Annotated in this window: 15 protein-coding genes; 13 read left to right on the plus strand and 2 right to left on the minus strand. The window is 44.5% G+C overall.

Annotated elements, in window-relative coordinates:
• The 5 genes from J7623_RS27445 to J7623_RS27465 all read left to right on the plus strand — a co-directional run bounded on the left by J7623_RS27445 (window position 1) and on the right by J7623_RS27465 (window position 6,373).
• Complete coding sequence (locus J7623_RS27445; RefSeq protein ID WP_291927111.1) at window positions 1–1,155, plus strand: XylR family transcriptional regulator; 1,155 nt, start codon at window positions 1–3, stop codon at window positions 1,153–1,155.
• Between the two features lie 154 nt (window positions 1,156–1,309).
• A complete protein-coding gene (locus J7623_RS27450) occupies window positions 1,310–2,716 on the plus strand; it encodes a sugar porter family MFS transporter (protein WP_291927114.1) in 1,407 nt (468 codons plus the stop codon).
• Between the two features lie 8 nt (window positions 2,717–2,724).
• Window positions 2,725–3,600: a phytanoyl-CoA dioxygenase family protein gene (locus tag J7623_RS27455; protein WP_291927117.1), complete on the plus strand. Its 876-nt coding sequence runs from the start codon at window positions 2,725–2,727 to the stop codon at window positions 3,598–3,600.
• A 3-nt stretch (window positions 3,601–3,603) separates the two neighbouring features.
• On the plus strand, window positions 3,604–4,410 hold the full coding sequence (locus J7623_RS27460) for a sugar phosphate isomerase/epimerase (protein ID WP_291927120.1): 807 nt from the start codon (window positions 3,604–3,606) through the stop codon (window positions 4,408–4,410).
• A 34-nt stretch (window positions 4,411–4,444) separates the two neighbouring features.
• On the plus strand, window positions 4,445–6,373 hold the full coding sequence (locus J7623_RS27465) for a right-handed parallel beta-helix repeat-containing protein (protein WP_291927123.1): 1,929 nt from the start codon (window positions 4,445–4,447) through the stop codon (window positions 6,371–6,373).
• A 58-nt stretch (window positions 6,374–6,431) separates the two neighbouring features.
• Here the strand turns inward: J7623_RS27465 and J7623_RS27470 are convergent, their stop codons facing one another.
• Window positions 6,432–7,286, minus strand: coding sequence for an AraC family transcriptional regulator (locus J7623_RS27470; RefSeq protein ID WP_291927126.1), 855 nt, complete (start codon window positions 7,284–7,286; stop codon window positions 6,432–6,434).
• A gap of 129 nt (window positions 7,287–7,415) precedes the next feature.
• Here J7623_RS27470 and J7623_RS27475 point away from each other — a divergent pair, with 129 nt between their 5' ends.
• The 8 genes from J7623_RS27475 (at window position 7,416) to J7623_RS27510 (ending at window position 19,868) form a co-directional block, all read left to right on the plus strand.
• Window positions 7,416–8,330, plus strand: a complete 915-nt coding sequence (locus J7623_RS27475) for a phytanoyl-CoA dioxygenase family protein (protein WP_291927129.1) — start codon at window positions 7,416–7,418, stop codon at window positions 8,328–8,330.
• A gap of 76 nt (window positions 8,331–8,406) precedes the next feature.
• Window positions 8,407–9,309 carry an AraC family transcriptional regulator gene (locus J7623_RS27480; protein WP_291927132.1) on the plus strand — a complete coding sequence of 301 codons (903 nt, stop codon included), beginning with the start codon at window positions 8,407–8,409 and terminating at the stop codon, window positions 9,307–9,309.
• Between the two features lie 85 nt (window positions 9,310–9,394).
• A complete protein-coding gene (locus tag J7623_RS27485) occupies window positions 9,395–9,994 on the plus strand; it encodes a sigma-70 family RNA polymerase sigma factor (protein WP_291927134.1) in 600 nt (199 codons plus the stop codon).
• A gap of 94 nt (window positions 9,995–10,088) precedes the next feature.
• The gene (locus tag J7623_RS27490) at window positions 10,089–11,264 is read left to right on the plus strand and encodes a FecR family protein (protein WP_291927137.1); all 1,176 of its coding nucleotides are present in this window, start codon (window positions 10,089–10,091) and stop codon (window positions 11,262–11,264) included.
• 181 nt (window positions 11,265–11,445) lie between these two features.
• Window positions 11,446–15,075 carry a SusC/RagA family TonB-linked outer membrane protein gene (locus tag J7623_RS27495; protein WP_291927140.1) on the plus strand — a complete coding sequence of 1,210 codons (3,630 nt, stop codon included), beginning with the start codon at window positions 11,446–11,448 and terminating at the stop codon, window positions 15,073–15,075.
• A gap of 24 nt (window positions 15,076–15,099) precedes the next feature.
• Window positions 15,100–16,575, plus strand: coding sequence for a RagB/SusD family nutrient uptake outer membrane protein (locus J7623_RS27500; RefSeq protein ID WP_291927142.1), 1,476 nt, complete (start codon window positions 15,100–15,102; stop codon window positions 16,573–16,575).
• 27 nt (window positions 16,576–16,602) lie between these two features.
• Complete coding sequence (locus tag J7623_RS27505) at window positions 16,603–17,532, plus strand: ABC transporter ATP-binding protein (RefSeq protein WP_291927145.1); 930 nt, start codon at window positions 16,603–16,605, stop codon at window positions 17,530–17,532.
• Between the two features lie 17 nt (window positions 17,533–17,549).
• Window positions 17,550–19,868: a DUF4350 domain-containing protein gene (locus tag J7623_RS27510; protein WP_291927147.1), complete on the plus strand. Its 2,319-nt coding sequence runs from the start codon at window positions 17,550–17,552 to the stop codon at window positions 19,866–19,868.
• Between the two features lie 1,310 nt (window positions 19,869–21,178).
• Here the strand turns inward: J7623_RS27510 and J7623_RS27515 are convergent.
• The gene (locus J7623_RS27515; RefSeq protein WP_291927150.1) at window positions 21,179–22,783 is read right to left on the minus strand and encodes a RagB/SusD family nutrient uptake outer membrane protein; all 1,605 of its coding nucleotides are present in this window, start codon (window positions 22,781–22,783) and stop codon (window positions 21,179–21,181) included.
• Between the last annotated feature and the right edge of the window lie 9 nt (window positions 22,784–22,792).

The raw sequence follows: 22,792 nt of genomic DNA on the forward strand, positions 1-22,792 counted from the left end.
GTGAAGAAAAAACTGAAGGTAGCTGTATTGGCTGATGTGTCCCGGGCTTACGACCGGGACATGTTAGCTGGTGTTACCCATTTTAATAAGATCCACGATAAATTTATCTTCTTCCCCTTCACACCTAAATATATTCAGCATAACGACCAGGCGGCATTGATAGAACGGGTAATTGCCTGGAAACCTGACGGTGTTATTACCAGGGAGATTGATGGATTTGAGAAGCTGCTCGACCTGGATGTCCCGTTAATCATCGCTCCCCATACTACTTTGTACAAGAACAAAATAAATTTATGGGGACACAATTGTGTAATAGGGAATGTGGCGGCTGAATATTTTATATCAAAAGGCTTCAGGAATTACGCCTTTTTTGGATTTAAAAACTTTCAATGGTCTTCGGAAAGGGAGGCTGCCTTTGTTAACCGGGTCAACGAAGCCGGGTATAGTGTGCAATCGCATATTTTCGACAGCAAGGCTTCATTATGGGAGCATTTATCCGCTAAATTAACAGCGTGGTTGCCGCTGTTAGAGAAGCCATGCGCTGTATTTTCCGTAGCGGATGACCTGAATATCCACTTGTTGGCAGCAGCAAAAGAATTGGATGTAAAGGTGCCGGATGAATTGTCTGTACTGGGGGTGGATAATGATGTGCTGATTTGTGAGATGGCCAATCCAACATTATCCAGTATTGAGCATCATGTGCACCAGTCAGGGTTTGAAGCTGCTATGGCACTCAGCCGGTGGATGGAATACGGTGAGAAGCCGGCCGGCGATATTATCGTAGGGGGCGCAACGGTGATTACCAGGAATTCTACCAGCGGGCTGGCCATAGATGATGAACAGACCCGCAATGCACTTCACTATATTGCCACCACAGCTTCTTCAAAGGATATATCAGTTGAGGACGTAGTTAATGTAACCACGCTATCCCGACGCGGGCTGGAGAAGCGTTTTCAACAGGTTATAAAATCCTCTATCCTTGATGAAATCAGGAAAGTGAGGATTAGGAGAATTAAGTTCCTGCTGGAAAATTCTGACCTTACTATTCAACAAATTGCTGTTGATATGAATTTCAATAACTCCGATAATATTACCAGGTACTTCCGGCAACACGTAGGGTTAACCCCAAGAGACTACCGCAACCAATTCAGATAAGAGGTATACTACGATGTACGGGCCGTTCGCAAATTGACAGTTTTTATTCGCATAATGACAGGCGGTATCGGGATTGTGTTTCATAATTTGCCTATATATAGTTTCACGTTTATCGCTTCCGGAATATATATTAATAGGGGTACCAAATTGTGTTATGGAAAATTTAGCAACAAACAGTGCTGCCCGGGATAGTTATACGCCTGTGAAGGGCCAAGAGATGATCCATGAAAAAGTCAATATAAGATTCGTTCTGCTTGTAAGTGTAGTGGCGGCACTCGGAGGGCTCTTGTTCGGCTTTGATACTGCCATCATATCCGGGGCAATACCATATATCACTTCTTATTTTTTATTGGATGAATATTGGCTGGGCTGGGCTGTAGGCGCTGTACTGATAGGTTGCGCCGGCGGAGCAATGGTTGCCGGAAAACTGGCGGATCAGTATGGCCGGCGATATACGCTCATCTTATGTTCGGTATTGTTTGCCATTTCCGGCGTTGGCGCGGGTTTGTCTACCAATTTGTCTATGTTCATCATCTTTCGTCTGATTGGTGGTATTGGCGTGGGGGCGGCCGCAATGGTATCGCCTATGTACATTGCGGAAATGGCTCCGGCAAGCTGGAGAGGCCGTCTGGTGGCATGTTATCAGCTTGCCATCGTATTTGGAATATTGATTGCCTATTTTTCCAGCTATATCTTTGATGGAATGGGAGCCCATAACTGGAGATGGATGTTCGCCTCACAGGCAGCTCCTGCACTTCTGTTTTTTTTGATGTTATTCCTGGTACCTGAAACTCCCAGGTGGCTGATGATGCGGGGTAGGAAGGATGAGGCCAGAACCATTCTATGTAAAGTATCTGCTGCCCGGTTAGTTGAAGCAGAGCTGGAGGTAATCAGCCGTAGTTTTGCAGCCGATGATCATGCTACATTAAAACAATTATTTAGCAGCAGTTATAAACAGGTACTGTTTGCAGGTATCCTTGTCGCCGTTTTTCAACAGGTTACGGGTATCAATTCTATCATTTATTATGCACCGGTAATTTTTAAGGAAACGGGACTGAATAGCTCGTCTTCATTAATGCAAACGATCATTATTGGCGTAGTCAATATCCTGGCAACTTTTGCAGCTATCGGGCTTGTAGACAGGATAGGGCGAAAAAAAATGCTGTTGATGGGGGCGTTGCTGATGGGGATTTCACTTGTTGCAATAGGTATGTGTTTTCAGTACCGGTATTTTGATCATTACATTGTACTGGTGTTTATGTTATTGTATGTGGCGTCTTTTGGTTGTACGCTGGGCGCAGTGGTATGGGTTTACCTGGCGGAAATATTCCCCAATTTAATCCGGGGGCTGGCGCTGTCTGTTGCTACCCTTGCTTTGTGGCTGGCTGACTTCCTGGTTACACTCACCTTTCCTGTTATGACGAAGCACCTGGGAACATCCTACACGATGTTTTGCTATGCCCTTTTATGTGTGTGTGCTTTTATTTTTATGTTTCTCCGGGTAAAAGAAACCAAAGGCCGTACACTCGAGGATATCGGGACTATGTTTACTCAAAAATAATTCAACTCATGAATAAGGATCATGCAATGGTGAACGATGGCAGGGTAAGCCAGGAAAATAGCGCATTTTATACAGCTTACGGCTTCCTGGTGGCGGATGCTTTGCTCTCTGTAGAAGAAATTAATGCATTGCGAAAGGAAACGATTGCCATTTTCCGCGGTGAGCGCGGGCATGTGGAGGGACTGGTGGCTATTAATAAAGATGAAAGTGCAGAGGATATTTTAAAGAAATATGTCGCGATCCATTTTCCGCATAAGATTTCAACTGTTATACGCGATAGTTTGTTTCATGAACGAATCACCGGTATTTTGTCCAACATCGTCAGCCCTAATTTAAAATGCATGCAATCTATGTTGTTTGTGAAAGGGCCGGGAAAAGCAGGACAGTCCTGGCACCAGGATGAATACTACATTCCAACACGCGACAGATCGCTGATCGGGGCATGGATAGCGATAGATGATGCCACGGTAGAAAATGGCTGTTTGTGGATTATTCCCGGAAGACCAGGCTTTATCATGCCACGTGTGAAAAATGATAACAATGAATATGCAGATGTAGATACGGTGGATGTGACGGCATATAGCGATCAAATGATACCTGTGGAAGTCAGGAGTGGAGCGGTTGTGTTTTTTAATGGGTACACGTTGCATAGCTCCCGGAGGAATAAAACAACAGATTGTTTTCGTACCGCTTTGGTAAACCATTATATGAGTGCAGAATCTATGTTGCCCTGGGATCAGGATGGGAAATTGCCGCCAACAGAAGATCTCAGGGATATTATTCTTGTTGCGGGCGAAGATCCATATGCCTGGAAAGGCATCACGGATGTAAATCAACCATATTTACGACCTGAAATTTTAAGAATCAAAGCAAATGATTTGTAAATAATGAAGCGGATTCAATTTTATTGTCCAAGATGGGGAAGTGAAACATTATCGATTAGTTCATTCTGTCAGAAGGCGAAGGAGGAAGGCTATGATGGGATTGAATACGGTGTTCCGGTTACCGCTGCCACCGCTGAATTGGATGAAGCCTGGAATGTAGCGGAGAAGCTGGATATGAAAATTATTATCCAGCACTACGATACAGTGGAATCTGATTTCTCCCGGCACTATGACCGTTATTGCGAATGGATTGCGAAAATTGAACCTTATCCGGCGGTGAAGGTGAATTCTCAAACTGGTAAGGACTATTATTCATTTGAACAGAATTGTAAATTAATTGCCGCCGCTGCTGCATCGAACAAGCCTGTGCTTCATGAAACGCACCGGAATAAGTTTACATTCGCCGCTCATATCACCCGTACCTACCTGGAGCAGTTACCTGAACTCCGGATTACGCTGGATGCTTCTCATTGGGTATGTGTAGCAGAATCATACCTGGAAGACCAGGAAGCCGTGATGCAGCTTGCAACAGAAAGAACGGATCACCTCCATGCGAGGGTAGGATACCCGGAAGGGCCGCAGGTACCCGATCCCAGAATAAAAGAGTGGGAGTATGCCTTGAACCGGCATTTGCATTGGTGGGATAAAGTAGTTGACAGGAAGAAGCAGGAAAATGAAATTTTGACCATTGCACCTGAGTTTGGACCGTATCCCTATATGGTTCACGACCCGGTAACAGGACGTCCGGTTGCGGACCAATGGATGGTGAACGTGTATATGATGAATTTTCTGAAAGAACGCTATTATTAGTTTACCGTAAAATTTGATCCAAATAGGGCAAAGTATGAAAAGATTAATTGTTGTGCTGTTGTTGGCTGTGATTGTAACGAATGCTGATGCACAGAAGTCAGCTGGCCATAAAGGCAGGGAATACCATGTAGCTGTAAATGGGAGTGACTCAAATGATGGGGACATTAATAAACCATTTAAGACAATTATGATGGCTGCCAGTGCAGCAATGCCTGGTGATGTTATTACCGTTCATGGTGGTGTATACCGGGAAGAAATTGTACCGCCGCGTGGTGGCAGCGCAGAGAACGAGAGAATCACTTACGCTGCGGCAAAAGGTGAGAAGGTAGAAATAAAGGGATCAGAAATTGTCAAAGGTTGGAAGAAACTTACGAATGATACCTGGGAACTGAAGCTACCTAACAGCTTCTTCGGAAAATTCAATCCATTTAAAGCGCTCATCAGCGGCGACTGGTTCACTCCAACGCCAAAGGAAAGAAAATACCACCGGGGGGCCGTTTATTTGAATGGCGACTGGTTAATGGAGGCTGCATCTGCAGATGAAGTAATGAAGCCGGCTGATAAAAAGAACCAGTTGTGGTGGGGAGATGTGGACAGTATTACCACTACCATCCGTGCGCAATTCAAAGACGTTGATCCAAATAGGGAGATGGTAGAAGTTAATGTCAGACAAACCGTATTCTACCCCGATAAACCTTTTATCAATTTCATCACAGTAAGAGGTTTTATTATGGAACATGCAGCTACCAATTGGGCGCCGCCTACAGCAGGACAAATGGGTTTAATTGGAACGCATTGGAGCAGGGGCTGGATCATAGAAAATAATACAGTGCAATATTCAAAATGTGTAGGCATTTCGCTGGGTAAGTATGGAGACGAGTTTGATAATCGTGATACCGAATCGGCGGAAGGTTATGTGGGGACTATTAAACGTGCGCTGTCGTTCGGTTGGAACAAAGGTACCGTAGGTGGCCACCTGGTGCGGAATAATCATGTTGCCTACTGTGAGCAGGCGGGCATTGTAGGAAGTATGGGTTGCTCATTCAGTACTGTTACGGGCAACAGTATTCATGATATCCATGTACGTAAGCTGTTTACCGGCGCGGAGATGGCAGCCATAAAATTTCACGGGGCAATTGATGTGCAAATTTCAGGGAACCACATCTATCGCAGCTGCCTGGGAATTTGGCTGGATTGGATGGCGCAGGGAGCGCAGATTAAATCGAACCTGATGCACGACAATGAAAATGATATTTTCATTGAGGTATGTCATGGTCCTACTTTAGTGAGCAATAATATCCTGTTATCCAAACAGAATGTTTACCTGAATTCCAGTGGTATAGCCTTAGTACATAATCTTTTTAGCGGTGAGATAGGAGCCATTAGTTATGATGGAAGATTGACGCCGTATCAGCTTCCGCACTCCACCTATATGGCAAACCTGCATGATAATCCCGGTGGTGATGTACAGTTTTTAAACAACCTGTTTGTAGGACAGGCCAATGTAAGCCAGTATTCCGAGGCATTCCTGCCGGTTGTTTTCAAAGGAAATGTATATACTAAAGGTACAGTTCGGGCTACTGGTCTGAAAGGGGAGAAAAGCAAAGGGGAGATGAATGAAAATGCAAAGCAGCTGTTGAAGCGTTACAAAGCACAGCCTGCTGCTGAAACGGATATCCTGGTGAAAAGCGAATTCGATCCAGGTGTTTCTCTGCAGCAGAAAGGGAAGGATTTTTTCCTGGAAATTTCGACAGATAAAGAATGGCTTTCGCAGAAGAGAACTGTTATAACCACTACTACGCTTACGAAGGCTGTTGTCCCGGATCTCCCTTTCGAAAACACGGATGGTTCTGTACTACGTATAGACACCGATTTTACCGGGAAGAAACGGAATGCTGGAAATCCATCTCCCGGACCATTTGAAATAACAGGCACCGGAAAACAAAGCATAAAGGTTTGGTAAGCATATCTCGAAAAAATTGAATCAGAAGATCGCATATCAGATAAGCTACTGTGGTATTCTATTTTAGCCGGGCAGTATTGAGTAAAAACATTTTTTTGTATTGAGAGGGAGATGATTGATGGTATTGCTTGAACTTCCTGTGAAAGAAGGCCAGGCTCCCAAATCCACAGGAATAGGCAATTTCAGAAACAGACATGCTACTGTCAATAAGAAGTTTGCAGGCCATAGTAAGACGATACTCTGTAAGATAGGTGAAAAATGCTTTTTTCATCGTTTGACTAAAAAACCTGGAGAATGATTCCTCCCGCATGTTGCACAGGGTAGATACTTCCAGAAGCGTGATAGGTTGGTGATAATGAGATTTAACATAGCCGATTATTTTTTCGATTCTCTGATTGGTTTGCGTATTAAACTCATCGGCGAAGCTTAGTTCGCAAATACGTTGTGCAGGTGAGCGGGATAGTTCTTTCAGCAAATCCAGCAACAGGATGTACCTGCTGAGCGGATCCGAATGAACAATGGTAAGGAGCCGCTGTTCCAGGCCGGTAAACAAGCTGGCATCGAATAGGATGCCCCGGCTGGAACGGGCTAATAATTCAGTAATTGCCTGGAATTCCGGCAAATCGGGAAACAGGCTGTCATTCCATTGAATGACTATTGAATGAGCTATATCAACATGGTTATCCGGATTTATCCAGCAGTGGGGTACATTTCCTTTAAGAAGTACAAAATCGCCGGCTTCAAAGGTATTTACCTGGTTTCCAACATACCTTAAACCTTTGCTGCTTCCGATGTAGGTTAATTCATTCTCGGGATGAATATGCCAGGGGGCATCAAATGCTTTGTCCCGGTATTCAAATGCATGAATGGAGTACCCATTCGGAGGTGAGATATGTTCGAACTGTGCTTTCATATACGTGATTACCCTGGCTTTTGTTGCGATGACAAAATAGGATACAATTTGGTTATAATAGTTGCCTCTTTTTAAAAGAGAGCCGGTTAATTTCGTGTGGAATAAAATTAAAAATAAAACTCGAAACATATGGGTTTGTCCAGAGATCTTGCTGATTACAACTATTTGGTGTCGGATTTATTTGAAGCGCCAAAGTCCCTCGAAGAATGGGAGTCTTACAAGCTGACAGCCGAACAAGTATCTTATTTTAACGAGTATGGTTATCTCTCCAATGTTAAATTACTTGATGAGTGGCAGGTAGATTGGCTGAACCGGGAGTTGGCGGAGATCCAGGACCCGAAACATCCCAAACACGATTTGTTTTATGAATTTCATTCGAATGAGTCGACAGATCCGAATACAGTGATTTTTCATTCCCTTGGTCATTGGAGGATTACACCTGGTTTTCACGATATACTATGGAATCCGGCATTTGTAATGGCGGCAAGTCAGTTGCTGGGGAATGTAGCTGTCCGCTTCTGGCATGATCAGTTATTTTGTAAACCAGCTAAACATGGAGGAGTGGTGGCATGGCATCAGGATTATTCTTATTGGACAAGAACAGTTCCTATGAATCATTTAACCTGTTGGGTGGGGCTTGATGATGCATCCAGAGAGAATGGTTGTTTGCATTATATTCCGCAAAGCCACCGTTGGGGGTTGCTGGAAAGACCCGTTTTAACAGGAGAAATGGATGATTTAAAGGGAATGTTGAGTGAAGCGCAAAAGCAGGCGTTTCATCCGGTACCCATTGAAATGAAGAAAGGATATGCTTCGTTTCATCATCCATTATTGGTGCATGGGTCGTATGAAAATTTTTCAGACCGCAGCCGGCGGGCATTTGTATTGAATGTTTTTGCAGATGGGGTAGTGTCAGATACTGATGAACCTGTATTGAAAGGCGTATCACCCGTTGCTGTTGGCCACAAAATGGAAGGAAAGTTTTTCCCGGTAATCTATGATCCTCTTCATGTAGCTGGCGACAATTCTTCATCAGGTCAGTAGGAATTGGAACGCCGGAAGTGTAAAGGTTTTTTGGGGCATTATTTTGTTCGCAGCCGTTAATGTTAATTTATAGCTAATGAAGTATTTGTATGAAAAATTCACATCTCCTGCAGATCAATCTTTGACTATCAGAACAGAGATACTGGAGATGAAAGAGACCGATATATTTAAATGTCATGCCAATTTTAAAATAGTATTACTGGAAAACTGTATTGGTAAACGGTTTATTGGGGATCATATAGATGATTTTGAAGGTCCGGAGCTGGTGTTACTTGGCAGGTATCTGCCACACTATTGGCAGTATAGTGGCGTACATGATTCCAACCTGTTACCCATGGCTAGTGTGGTACATTTTTCTCCTGATTTCCTGGGTAAAGAGTTGCTGGAAAAACCTGAAGCCAAAGAACTGAGTGATTTGTTATGTGCAGCTGCAAGGGGAATTGTATTTACAGGAGATACAATTGGCCATGCCAGATTTATCTTACAGCAGATGCTGCGTGAAAAAGGATTTGGCAGGATGGCCTGGATGGCGCAGTTGTTAAATGTATTGATGCGCTCCGGGAACCACAAAGTATTATCTTCTCCTTACTTTAATCTGGAGGAAACATCTGTTGACGGACAGAAAATAAACAAGGTTTTTGACTATATATACAAAAATTTCCGGAACGAAATTACGCTTCGTGAGGTGGCAGCGATAGTCCCAATGTCCAGCAATGCTTTTTGTCGCTTCTTTAAACAAAAGACTAATAAAACGCTTTCAGATACTATCAAGGAAGTACGGATCACACATGCTGCGAAATTAATATTGGCGGGTATGTACAACGTATCGGAAGCTTGCTATAACAGTGGGTATAATAATCTATCCAATTTTAACAAGCACTTTAAAGAATTGAAAGGGCTCTCTCCAAGGAATTTTATAAAGAAATATAAAGGACCGGGATTAAAGGTGGAGGCCAGTAACAATGTGATGCAATATTGACCAATATTGCCGCTATTTTTGCCTTTCCGCTCCGGGTGGCATACAGATAATATATTTGGCGGATCATTGAAAGGGGCCAACGGGATTGTCAACCAATTATATAAATAACGAAAAAGAGTTTGTGCTGCAGATAGCGTCTGGCAGCGAATCAGCATTTGCTGAATTTTTCTCCTACTATTATCCACAGTTATTTTCTTTGGTTCGTCGTTTTTCGCTTAACGACGAAGATGTGCGGGAGGCACTTCAGGAAACCTTCCTCCAGGTATGGTTACAACGGGATATGCTGGTAGATATCCAGAATATGAGAGGATGGCTTTTGCGTATAGCAACACGGCAATGCCGGGCTGTATTGAGGAAAAACCTGGTAGTGCAACGCAGTGAGAATATGGTATATGAAAATGAATTGTTTGAAAGTCAGACAACGCCCGTATCTGATCCAACTACTATCGCTGAATTATCGAAACTGGTCAGGGATGCAGTCATGCAGATGCCTGAACAACGCCGGCGTATTTATCAGCTGAGTCGGGAAGAAGGTTTGAAGCCTTCTGAAATCGCTGTGCATTTATCTCTCTCCGTTAGTACTGTCAAAAATACATTGGTTACAGCGCTTAAGCAGATCCGGGATCATTTGGCGCGGGCGGGCTATCCATTGCCATGGCTGCTACTTTGCTGGCTGTTTCTTTGAGTAAACACCTCACATAGGGAGGCTTTAAGTTTTTTTTTGACAGGATTAGTACGTTTGCTTTCTCCGCGCCACTTTAATTATTGAATGCTGTGTTATGGATGTATCGCGTTTTAATTATTTATTGGAACAATATAAGTCTGGTCATCTCTCTGCGGTTGAAAGAGAGGAGTTGTTGCGCTTTACTGATGAAGGAAATGAGCAACATTGGGGAGATATATTAGATCCATGGATGAGTGAAAAGGCAGGACAGGCAGAGAACCTGAGCCGGGAATTTATTGCTGGGGAACTGGCGTTGATACTCCTGGCCGATAAACAAAAAGGCGGTGTTGTTCGTACCATGGTACCACAGCGCAGGCATTTTATGCGCCGATGGGGATGGGTGGCGGCTATACTGGTTGGATTACTGGCTACAGGAACCTGGTATTTTATTAATCAAGGTGATAAAACGGCCAGTCCGTCGCGCATCGTGTTGCCGGATATCCAGCCCGGTTCTGCTAAAGCCGTGCTGACTCTTGCAGATGGCTCCAGCATAACACTGGATAGCTCCGGTAACCAGGTAATACAACAAGGTTTGGCAGCGGTGCATCAACTCAACGGAAGTTTGCAATATGAAGCAAATGGCCGGGAATCCGGTATTAGCTATAATCAGTTGAGTACACCGAAGCAAGGCCAGTTCCAGGTAGTGCTGGCAGATGGTACAAAGGTATGGCTAAATGCTGCCAGCTCGCTCCGTTATCCAACAGTATTTACCGGAAAGGAGCGAATGGTGGAAGTAACGGGCGAAGCCTATTTTGAGGTAGCTGTAAATGCGGCGCAACCTTTTATAGTAAAGGTGAATCATACCATGATACAGGTACTCGGCACATCCTTTAATGTAAATGCCTATGCAGATGAACAATATCTCAATACTACCTTGTTATCAGGATCAGTAAAAGTGCAGACGCAGCGTGAAAGTACATTATTGACGCCCGGAAAAATGGCGGCAGTAACGGCAGATGGAAGCACTACCATGTCCACTGCCAACATAAAGGTTGTGATGGCCTGGAAAAACGGCTTGTTCTGTTTTGAAAATGCAGATATTAAAACAGTGATGCGTCAGCTATCGCGTTGGTATAATATAACAATTGAATTTAGGGGAGATATTCCTCCAATTACTTTCAGCGGTGAAATAGAAAGATCGCTGACGCTCTCGCAGGTATTGATGGGACTGGGTTCTAACGAGTTGCATTATACTTTGGAGAAAGGAAATAAGCTAGTCATACAACCATAATATGAATCGATAACTAAACCAAAATCAAACAGCAGGGAAAATTCCTGATACAAGTTTTGTGGACAAAATGAAAAAACCGGGTGCCAGAGATGGGCGCCCTGCCCGCGGCTTTTTGTTTCAACAGGCTTGAATAGTAACTACTACTGCTTATTTATTCAACTCAAATTCGCAAAATATGCTAATGAAGGGTTATTGTATCCCTATCTTCCCGCATTCGCGGCAAAAGGAGTGTAAGAAAATCAAAAACCAACCATTCAGTAAAGCCGGCATAGTACTGCTATTCGCTTTATCACTGCTTGTAAGCTTTGCAGCGCAGGCGCAGAAAGTAAGTTATCCCGGAAAGATATTGCCGGCAAAACTATTCTCAGATATTTCAGCACAGACGGGGTATAAGTTTTTTTATTCCAACGAAGCATTGGCCGGGATAGGCCCGGTTTCAGTGCAACTTAAAGATGTACCGCTGGAGAAGGCATTGGGGACGATTTTAGAAGGATTGCCACTTGAATTTGTTATACAGGGTAAAACAGTTTTTATCAGGAAGAAGGCAGAGAAAAAGAATGCACTTGTGAATGATCAGGCACCCGTGCAGCAGGAGGTACCACGCGCCCTTGGCCTGGTCACTGATGAGCAGGGAAATCCCTTACCCGGTATAACTGTTATGACAAAGCGTGATCATCGTGCTGTACCAACCAATGAAAACGGATATTTTGTATATCCTGCTGAGAAGGGGGATACACTTATATTCAGGAGTATCAACTATCAGACATTGCTGCTACCCGTGAAATTTGGTGAACAGATGAATGTGATGATGAAACCGCAGGTATCCCAGCTATCGGCTGTAACGGTTTACAATACCGGTTATCAGCAGCTGACTAAGGAAAGGGCTACAGGTTCTTTCGCCAAACCGGATATGGATATCTTCAAACGCCGTGTTGGAAGCCGGGATGTAACAGATATTATTGGACGGCTGGACGGACAGGTAGCAGGACTCAGCGTCAATGCAGGTCTTAATAATATGAGATCCAGGTCCAATGCCAATGGGATAACGACAAGAAGAAGCCTGATACGCGGTAATAGCAGTGTGTTGATTGATGGCGAACCTTTGTATGTGGTCAATGGTCTGGTGGCTGCCGACTTCAGCGCTATTAACCAGGATGATATTGAAGATATCACCATACTCAAAGATGCCGCCGCCGCTGCTATTTACGGGGCGAGAGCAGCAAATGGAGTAGTGGTGATTACTACGCGTCAGGGGAAAAAGAATCAGCGCATGAATATTGATTACAACGGTTCTGTTACGGTGCAGAGCAGGCCGGAGTGGGCGCATGATCCAATGATGAACAGTCAGCAGTTTATAAAGGTGGCCCGTGAGTTGTTCAATCCAGTACGTTATCCATGGGCAAGTGTTTCTACAGGTTATGTAGCTCCCCACGACCTTATTCTTTATAACAGGTATCGCGGGTTGATCTCCGAAGAACAGGCTGATAAAAGTCTTGATAGTCTGGGCAGTATCGACGGAAGATCACAAATGCTGAAGCTGTTTTATCAGCCTTCTATCACTACCAGTCATACGTTGTCAGCTTCCGGAGGCAACAACATATACGCTTATTACCTGTCTGTTGGATATATGAATATGCAGGGTGTTCACACAGGTGAGCAGGACAATAGCTATAAATTAAATCTCACGCAGCAGCTGAATGCCGGCAAAAGAATCAGTATCACCCTGAATACCGGATTAAGTAATACGGTTAGTACCAGTAATGGTATTATGAGTATTACCAATGATGTATTGCCATATCAACAGCTAAGAGATGCCAGTGGCGCTAGTATCAACATGCCGTATATGACGGGTTATGGTGATTCGTTGCGTCAGGATTACCAGGCACGCAGCCGTATTAATCTCGATTATTATCCGTTGGATGAAATTAAATACCAGCAGAACAAGCGTACAAACCTCAGCATGAACGTTAATGCACGGGTGGGGGTAAAGCTCTGGAAAGGATTACGTTTTGATGGTGCTTATGGCTACCAGAAAACGCCTGGAACCTATGATATTTATAGTGACAGTAAGAGCCTCAACATGCGGAAAACATTGTTGAGCCTTACTGTGGCGCCAACCGCCGCCTCTACGCCTGTTTATTACCTGCCATTAACGGGCGGCTATTACAACGCCATCAACAACGATCAGCGTAACTGGACGGTACGTAACCAATTAGTATATGAGGCTCAGCCCAGAGAGGGAAGAGATGCATTGACTTTGCAGGCAGGACAGGAAGCACAGGAACTATACAGCTATAATACCGGTCTTAGCGTATATGGCTATAACAAGGCATTGGGTACCTATCCCGTGCTGGATTACCTCACTTTATCCAGAGGAGTACCGGGTACCGTAACTGGCATGGGCTACCTGAACAGCAGCATCTTCCAGATCGCTAAAACGGTAACAAGATTCAATTCCTATTTCGCATTGGGTAGCTATTCCTTTAATCAGAAATATAGCCTGGACATGAGCTGGCGACAAGACCAAAGCAGCCTTTTCGGCAGTGATGTTTCTTCCCAGAATAAACCTGTCTGGAGTATTGGTGGTAAGTGGAGAATGGATAAGGAATCATTCCTGTCCGGAATAGGATGGGTGAATGCGCTGGCGCTGCGGAGTACCTACGGCATCCTGGGAAATTCCCCTTTCGTAGGTGCGGCAACGTTATATGACGTACTGAATCCCAACTCGCAAACGCAAAGTAATGGTGTTGCCGGAGATGGCCTGGATGTAAACCGCCCGGCAAACAGAAAATTATCCTGGGAAAGTGTTAAGACGGTTAACGTGGGCATCGACTTTGCATTATTCAACAATCGCATCAATGGTAGTATTGAAGGCTATCACAAAACAACGGTTGATCTGCTGAGTTATCTTCCTGCCAATCCATTTACAGGATTTACACAAGTTACGGGCAACCTCGGTAAAGCAGTCAATAAAGGAGTAGAAGTTACACTGAACACCGGGAACTTCAGTAGCAGGAATTTCAGATGGACCAGCCGTTTTGTATTTAGCTATAACAATAATAAACTGGTATCCTGGGGGAGTTCCCAGCAATCCAATGCAGTATATACGAGAATTGGTACTTCCTGGGTAACGGGTTATCCGATTCGTCCGTTGTTTGCATACCGCTATGCGGGGCTGGACAGCCTGGGGGATCCACGGATATTGCTGGCAAACGGAAAGGTATCAAAGAATCCATCCATTGCAACAGCAAACGATGTGGTTTATATGGGTACAACACAGCCAAAATTCAATGGTGGTCTAACCAATACTTTTACTTACAAGGGAATTTCACTATCGGCTAATCTCGTTTATAATCTGGGACATGTGATGCGTAGAAATGTGAGTTTCAAAAGCTCCGGCCGTCTTTCAGATCGTGCTTATTTCGGAGGTAATCTGCGCACAAATTTTCTTGACCGCTGGCAAAAGCCTGGTGACGAAGCAATTACAGAGGTTCCCTCTTATGTATCCAGTCCTGCGGTGGACTTCACCAGGAGAAATATGGATTACTACAACTATGCAGATATCAATGTTGTCAGTGCTTCTTACATCAAGTTGCGTGATATCTCTCTTACGTATGATATTCAGCCGGATCTGGTAAAGTATTTAAAGTTACAGCGTGCCAGTGTATTTGTACAGGCCAGCAATTTTATGGTATGGAAAGCCAACCATTATGATATTGACCCGGAATACAATGCAGACCCCAGTGTGGGAAGCTACTTCAATCCAATCTCTAAACACAGTTATAGTCTGGGCCTTAGGGTTACGTTGTAATACACTTATAAATCACACAGCATAATGAAGAAACTATTATATCTCCTGCTTATTATAATTGTTCCGCTGGCCTTTACGGCCTGTCGAAAAAGCTTTTTGGAGGTAGTGCCCCTGGGTTCTCAGGTGGCAACTACTACGGCTGACTATGATAAATTAATGAATAGTCCTGTTTTCTATCTTGACCGTTTTGCGGGAGGCTGGCAGGAAGTTGCATTAATGGAAGATGATCTGGCAGCAGAAGATGGGCTGTTTGGTACTGTTTCCCAACATATGACGCGGTTATTCCAGTGGCAGGATGTGGTATATTATCCGAATGATGCATATCAGCGCCCGCCACTACTGCTGCAGAGTCTTACCAGCCGTCAATACCAGTTAAATAAAATTATCAATGAAGTGTTGACTTCCACGGAAGGTACTGACCTGCAAAGAAAGAGTATTCGTGCAGAAGCGAGAGCTACCCGTGCCTGGAGTAATTTTCAACTCATCAACCTGTATGCAAAGCCATATGTGGCTGCCACTGCAGGTACTGATCCGGGATTCCCCATTATTACACAGGCGGATGTTTCAGTGAACAATTTTAAAAGAGGCACCGTACAGGAAATGTATGATTTTATTATCCGTGATCTGACGGAGGCCATTCCTGATCTGCCGGTAAATCCTATCATTCGCACGCGTATGTCTAAGGCCGCAGCGGAAGGCATTCTCGGGAAAATATATCTCTTCATGGGAAGATATAATGATGCACTGCCTTTACTCAACGCTGCCTTCAATGATCTGGGAACAAGTAGTGTGAAATTATATGATTACAATCAGACATTAGGTACCGGTGGTGCATTTCTGCCTATAAACCGTAACATTGGTCCCACCAACGGACCAGGGAATAGTTTTACGGACCTTACAGAGTCCGTGCTCTTCAAGCTATACTATAACGGTGGATTTAACGGGAATATGTATGGCAATAACGGATTGGTGCTGACGCCACAGGCAGCAGCGCTTTTCGACACCTCCGACCTTCGGCTGCAATTGTATACCGATAAAAATCCGGATGGATCTCCAAATGCCGGTGGCCGCCTGAGGAAATATGGTATACAATATAGCAGGTATGGTCTGGAACTTTCCGAATTATACCTGTTGCGTGCGGAATGCAGAGCGCGACTCAATGATCTGACAGGGGCGGTATCCGATGTGGAAGCGTTGCGCACACATCGCATGCCGGCTGCATCGGCAGCGGTACCGGGCACTGTAGCCGCTGATCGCACTGCGTTGGTCAAATTTATTATTGATGAACGTATCCGGGAATTTGCCATGGAAGGATACCGCTGGTTCGACATGCGCCGCCTTTCAGTAGACCCGCTGTTTGCAGGGATAACGTTTACGCATACACTGTATATGAAAGATGGTAGTACAACCGTGTACACACTGCGCCAGCCAGACCGCCTGGTGATGCAGTTGCCGTACAATTTCCTGCAATACAATCCGGACATGCCCAATAACCCATAAATAATACTATCAATAGGAGAAAATATAATGAACAGTATCGTAAGAATTGAGCACCTCTCCCATAAGTATGCTACTTCCTGGGCGATTCGTGACATCAATATGGATTTCAATCATACGGGTATAGTGGGATTGCTTGGCTCTAATGGCGCGGGGAAGTCCACCACTATGAATATCCTTTGTGGAACGCTTAGTCAGACTGAAGGACAGGTGTATATCAATGGATTCAACATGAGAGAGCAGCCGCAACTGGCGAAAAAAGAGGTAGGATTTCTGCCGCAGCAGGCGCCCCTGCACCTGGAGCTGACGGTAGATGAGTACCTTACTTATTGCGCCGGGCTGAGGCAAGTGCCGAAAGACAAAATACGGAAAGCCGTGGAAGCAGTGAAGGAGCGTTGCAGCATCAGCCATTTCAGCAAGCGGTTGTTACGCAACCTTTCCGGTGGCTACCGGCAGCGTGTAGGCATTGCCCAGGCTATTATTCACCATCCTCGCCTCGTAGTGCTGGATGAACCAACCAACGGCCTTGACCCTAACCAGATTATTGAAGTCAGGGCATTGATCAGGGAAATAGCAAAAGACTGCCTGGTGATTTTTTCTTCACATATCCTCACGGAAGTACAGGTACTTTGTAAGGATATCAGAATGATTGAGAATGGGAGAATTGTTTTCGCGGATACCATGGATGCTTTTAATAATTATGTGGAGCCACGTAGTGTAGTGATGCACCTGGAAAACCCACCTGTGGAAGCGGCGCTCCTTCAGCTGGCTGGTGTTACACAAGTAGACTTCCTTACTGAAAAGCAGATGAGAGTACACTTCAACAGCGACCAGGAAATAGCGGAAAGACTAACCTCCGCAGCGGTACATAACGGGTGGCGCCTGCGTGAAATAACTTTCGATAAAACAGCACTGGATACCATCTTTAAACAATTATCTGCCAAATCCATTCAATCTTAATTCTTCCACAGATATAAATGAAAACGATTTTCAAAATTGCAAAGACGGAGCTGCGCACACTCTTTTATTCGCCTATAGTCTGGTTCCTGATGATCGCGTTCCTGGTACAATGTGGCCTCACCTATATGGGAACGCTGCAGAGCCACCTGAGTTACCAGGAGTCTGGTGGCCAGTCAGTGGAGTACCTGAAGAACCTGACCATGAAGGTTTTCCTGGATCGCGCTGCGCTGTTTGATACCGTAATGGATAAGCTTTATCTCTATATACCATTGCTTACGATGGGATTGATCAGCCGGGAAACCAGCAGCGGTACCATCCGGTTGTTGTATTCTTCACCGGTAAAGGTGTGGCAGATTGTGCTGGGCAAGTATTTTGCCATGATGGTATATAGTCTGCTCATGGTAGCCATAGCCGGCATTTTTATGGTAGCAGGTGTTTACAATATTCAATCCGTGGATGTTGGGTTGCTGTTGTCTGCTACGCTGGGCTTTTACCTGCTGCTCTGCACTTATGCGGCTATTGGTCTTTTTATGTCCTGCCTGACCACATACCAGGTGGTAGCAGCTGTTTGCACCTTTGTTACCATTGCTGCCCTGAGTTATGTAGGTACGCTCTGGCAGGGCATTGATTTTGTGAGAGACCTGACTTATTTCCTGTCACTGGCCGGGCGTACCCGTAATATGCTGAGAGGATTAATCTCCTCAGCAGATATTATCTATTTCGTGTTGGTTACGGGCATGTTCCTTTCCTTCAGTTATTTCAAACTGAAAAGCGGTATGGAATCCCGGACGGTAATGGTAAAAGCGATGCGGTATGTTGTTGTATTTGCATTGGTACTGGTGTTGGGGTATGTGAGTTCTAGACCGGCCCTGATAGCCTATCATGACAACACCGCTTTACAAACCAATACACTTAGTCCCGAATTGCAGCATATCACGAAAGAGTTCAGGGAAGGTCCGCTGGAGGTAACTGTTTACAACAACCTGCTTAACAGATATGCTTATTTAGGGCTCCCGGAATATCGTAATAGTTATATCCGGGGATGGGAGCAATATTTGAGATTCAAGCCCGATATTAACTTTCATTTTGTGAATTATTACGACAGCACCTTTGATGATAGCAAGGGAGATCTTAGTTATTATAAAGGCAAGCGCCTGGATGAGGTGGCGTCCCAGGTAGCAAAGGGCCGAAACCTGGATCTGAAGCTATTTAAAACGCCTGAAGAAATAAGGAAGATAATTGACCTGAAGCCTGAGCTGAATCGCTTTGTTGTACAACTGCGCTATAAAGATAAATCAGCATTTCTCCGCTTTTTCAACGACAATATGATGTTTCCGGGTGAATCAGAGTTTGCTGCTGCCTTTAAACGTTTGCAACGTGATAAAATGCCGGGGATAGCATTCCTGAGTGGTGAGTTCGAACGTAGTATTTATAAGTCGGGAGAACGGGAGTATAAGAAGTTGAACACTGATCCGGTATTCAGACGGTCACTGATCAACCAGGGATTCGATGTAGATACCATCAACCTGCAGGCAGCCGATGTTCCGGCAGATGTCACCACCCTGGTAATAGCTGATCCGCGGGAGGCGTTCAATGAAAATGTATTGGCAAAACTCCGGCAATACATCGATCGGGGAGGAAACATGCTGATAGCGGGTGAACCGGGAAAGCAGGCGGTACTTAACCCGTTATTAAATGGCCTGGGTTTACGCCTCATGGATGGAATCATTGCACAGCCAAGTAAAGATCTGGCACCGGACCTGGCATTGCCATATACAACGATGGCTGCTGCTGCACTTACAGGAAGTACTACAAAAGACGCTGAAGATAGTTTGCGTGTATCCATGCCAGGTGCAACAGGACTTGAGATGGACAGCAATACTACTTTTGCTGTAAAGCCCCTGTTAGTATCTGATGTGGCTCATAGCTGGATTAAGAAAGGCATGCTGACAACCGACTCCGGCCAGATCTCATTTTCTGCTGCTGATGGAGATGAACAGCGGTCAGTTCCGCTGGCACTGAGTCTTACCAGGAAAGTGAATGGTAAAGAGCAGCGTATTATTGTGGCAGGGGATGCAGATTTTCTCTCCAATAATGAATTGACGGTGGCGCGTGCGGATTTGAAAACAGCCAACTTCGCTTTCAGTACATCGCTTTTCAGCTGGTTATGTGGCGGTGAATTTCCAATGAATATCACACGCCCGGAAGGCAGAGATGATAAAGTTACTGTAACGCAAGGTGGACTGAATATACAGAAGATAGTGCTGTTATGGGGATTGCCGGGAATGTTGCTGGCGCTGGGAGCAGGCATACTGATCAGACGTAAAAGAAGATAGCGGTTTATTTCGGTGAACGGCAACGAACATGTTGCTCTCTGTACAAATGTAAATCCTCATGCAGTAACTAGCTGTATGGGGATTTACTGTTTTATGGCTGTAATCATTGTCAGAAACTTTACTCGTACATCAGGTTAATCCCCATGCCCTGGCCCTGTTCAACAACGTCAATATATTATTCACCTTCAATTATGTCGTTGGGCGCAGTTTTCGCTTGCTCCATAATGCCGTTAATGAAGTGGGTTGTATGCCAAATTTCTCATAGTTGGCAGGAGTAAATTCACTATCGGCATGGTTTAACACAATCGCTGAAACTGGGTAATGTAATCCAGTGCATGTTTGCCACTGTTCATTACATCTAACCCGATGACCAGGGTATACGATTTATTAACAGTAAGATTGGTCAATATGGCCCGGTATGGAACAGAATATCCCTCTAGAAAGTGAGCCTGGTTGCTGTTTAGATTACCATTGACCCAATCAACCGGAGAGGTTGGTGCTGTGGATTTACCATTAGCGCCCTGATCTAAGTTAGCTGATTGCGCCTTGATGCGAGTATTTATTCCGATTAAAAAAAAGAAGGACAGGAGAAGTGCGAGTGATCTGCAATAGAAGGATCGTGCACGCTGGAACCTTGAGGGTAAACTTACTGCTTTCATAAATACAGATTTTGGTATTCGACAAAAGAAGTTGATCGCGTGTAATGACTTACACGTGGTTGACGAGGCGAATGAGTGGCGCAAATAGCCTTACTGAAGCAGTACGCTAGTACTAAGCACATGTCATCTGCCTAATAAAATAATCAGAGATGGGAATTCAAGAATATAGTTAAAAGAGGAAGATCAGGGATATTGTTAAAATATGTCTTGGAGACTTGCTTAAATTCTCAGAACAATACACTACTGATAAGAACTGTTTAGTTGATACAGCTCTTCAGGCTGGTACAAAGCTCATTATTTTTTTTAAAATAAAAGAAATAAACATGCTCCCTAAATCGATAAAAGTGGGTAGTTACATATCCGCCCTTTTTTCTTCCTCACTTTTACTTCCACCTTTAGGAAAAGTGGCAGAAGCTTTTTGCTCAATTAAAAAAGAAGGTCCCCGCTACAAAGAAAAGCTATGATGATTTTAGAAAGACGGTTGAAGTAGAGTAGTATTTGTAACTGGTAAAGCTAGTTCATATAGGTTTTCCCGATTACCCTATTAGCAGTATAACAGTACTACTTCAGTAGAACAGCCGGCACAAGAATAAATTAAGATATCAATAAAAAAGCCGGTCTCCACTAATGAGAAACCGGCTTTCCATGTTATTAATGATTCATTGAATTTCCAGTAAGATTTTTATTATTATCTAATTCGGCCTGTGGAAACGGATAGTACATCGCTTTGGGAGTCCATCCTATCGCCTTCAGTGGTGCCAGCCATTGCGGATCAGCCATGCCCCAACGGAGTAAGTCGAAATAGCGCTGGTATTCGCCACAGAATTCTACAAATCTTTCGTGCTGGATAATATTTTTAATATTATTAAGCCTGATACCATTGATGGTAGTATCTTTTGCGAGAAGGCCGTCTACGTCAGGAATGGTACCTGGTGAATGCTGGTACCAGAGTTGTGGTTGTTCAGAGGGCACTACTAAATTAGCGCGCTGCCTCACCATATTGATGTATTGCTTTGCGCTGGCAGCGTTTCCTGCTTCATTGAGACATTCGGCATATAGTAGCAGTACGTCTGCATATCTTAACAGGCGGTCGTTGATGCCATTATCAAAGTCGGCTACCTGTTTATCGGGGCAGTATTTACGTGTACCATATAAGTCTTTGTTTGTTGCCAGGTGTGCCATCCAGTAGGCGTAATCTGTTACCTTTCCATCGATCTGGGTGTAATGGGCGCCGTTGTCGCAAAATAGCGTCATATATTTACGCGGATCACCGGGTTCGAACTCATTATATGTTTTTTTGTTGGGAGCGAGGTTCCACCATGCGCCGCCGGTACCGTCATAGATACCGATCTCCTGCCATCTCCAGGAGTCGGACATATCATCGCCCAGCCATCCTGGCCCGTTGTGCATTTGTACTTCAAAAACGGATTCGGGATTATTTTCAGTTGCTTCCAGGGAGTTATCACGGAAATTATTTACCAGGCTGTATTCTTTACTATCTATTACAATTTTCAGTTGTTCCTGTGCCTTTGCAAATTCTGCGGGCTTACCAACTTCCAGTATAGGGCGGTACATGTAAGCCTTTGCCAGGTATGACTGTGCAGCGCCTTTAGTGGCCCTTCCAATGAAGGCGGCGTTGCTGTACAATTCACTTCTGAGTGGAAGAAGGCTTGCCGCCTGTTGAAAATCACTGGTGATAAGTGCATAGATCTCGCCGGGTTTGGAATTTGTCGGGTAGTAATCCGCACTGCTTTTCACAGGGGTTTTGATAAGGGGAACTGTTTCACCGAACAGCATTACCAGGTGCATATAAAGTAAGCCGCGGAGAAAATGTGCTTCTCCCAACAATCTTGATTTCTGTTTATCATCTATATGCCCTGTAAAAGCGTTGATCCTGTCGATGGCCATATTGGCTGCGAAAATACCGTTCCACATATCTTTCCAGCTACCGGAAGCCATACCATCGCTGGAAGGCGTGTTATAGGTATCCTGGTACATGGGTTCCCATTTAAAGGTATGGTTGAAGTCATCGCCAGGAGCCAGCAGTTCGTAGTAAAAAGAGCGGGCGTAGCCACCCTGCACTTTACCGATGAGCGCCTGGTATGCCGGGATAACGGCTGCTTCCAGCTGGGCAGGTGTTTTATAATAAGTATCTATGGAAAGCTCCTGCGGGTTATTAAGGTCCATATCAGGTTTGCAGCTGTAGGTCATCATGGCAGCAGCAAGTACGCAGGTATATACATTGAATTTTTTCATCTTAAAGCA

This window comes from Chitinophaga sp. (assembly GCF_017745275.1).
In the GTDB taxonomy this organism is placed as follows: Bacteria; Bacteroidota; Bacteroidia; order Chitinophagales; family Chitinophagaceae; genus Chitinophaga.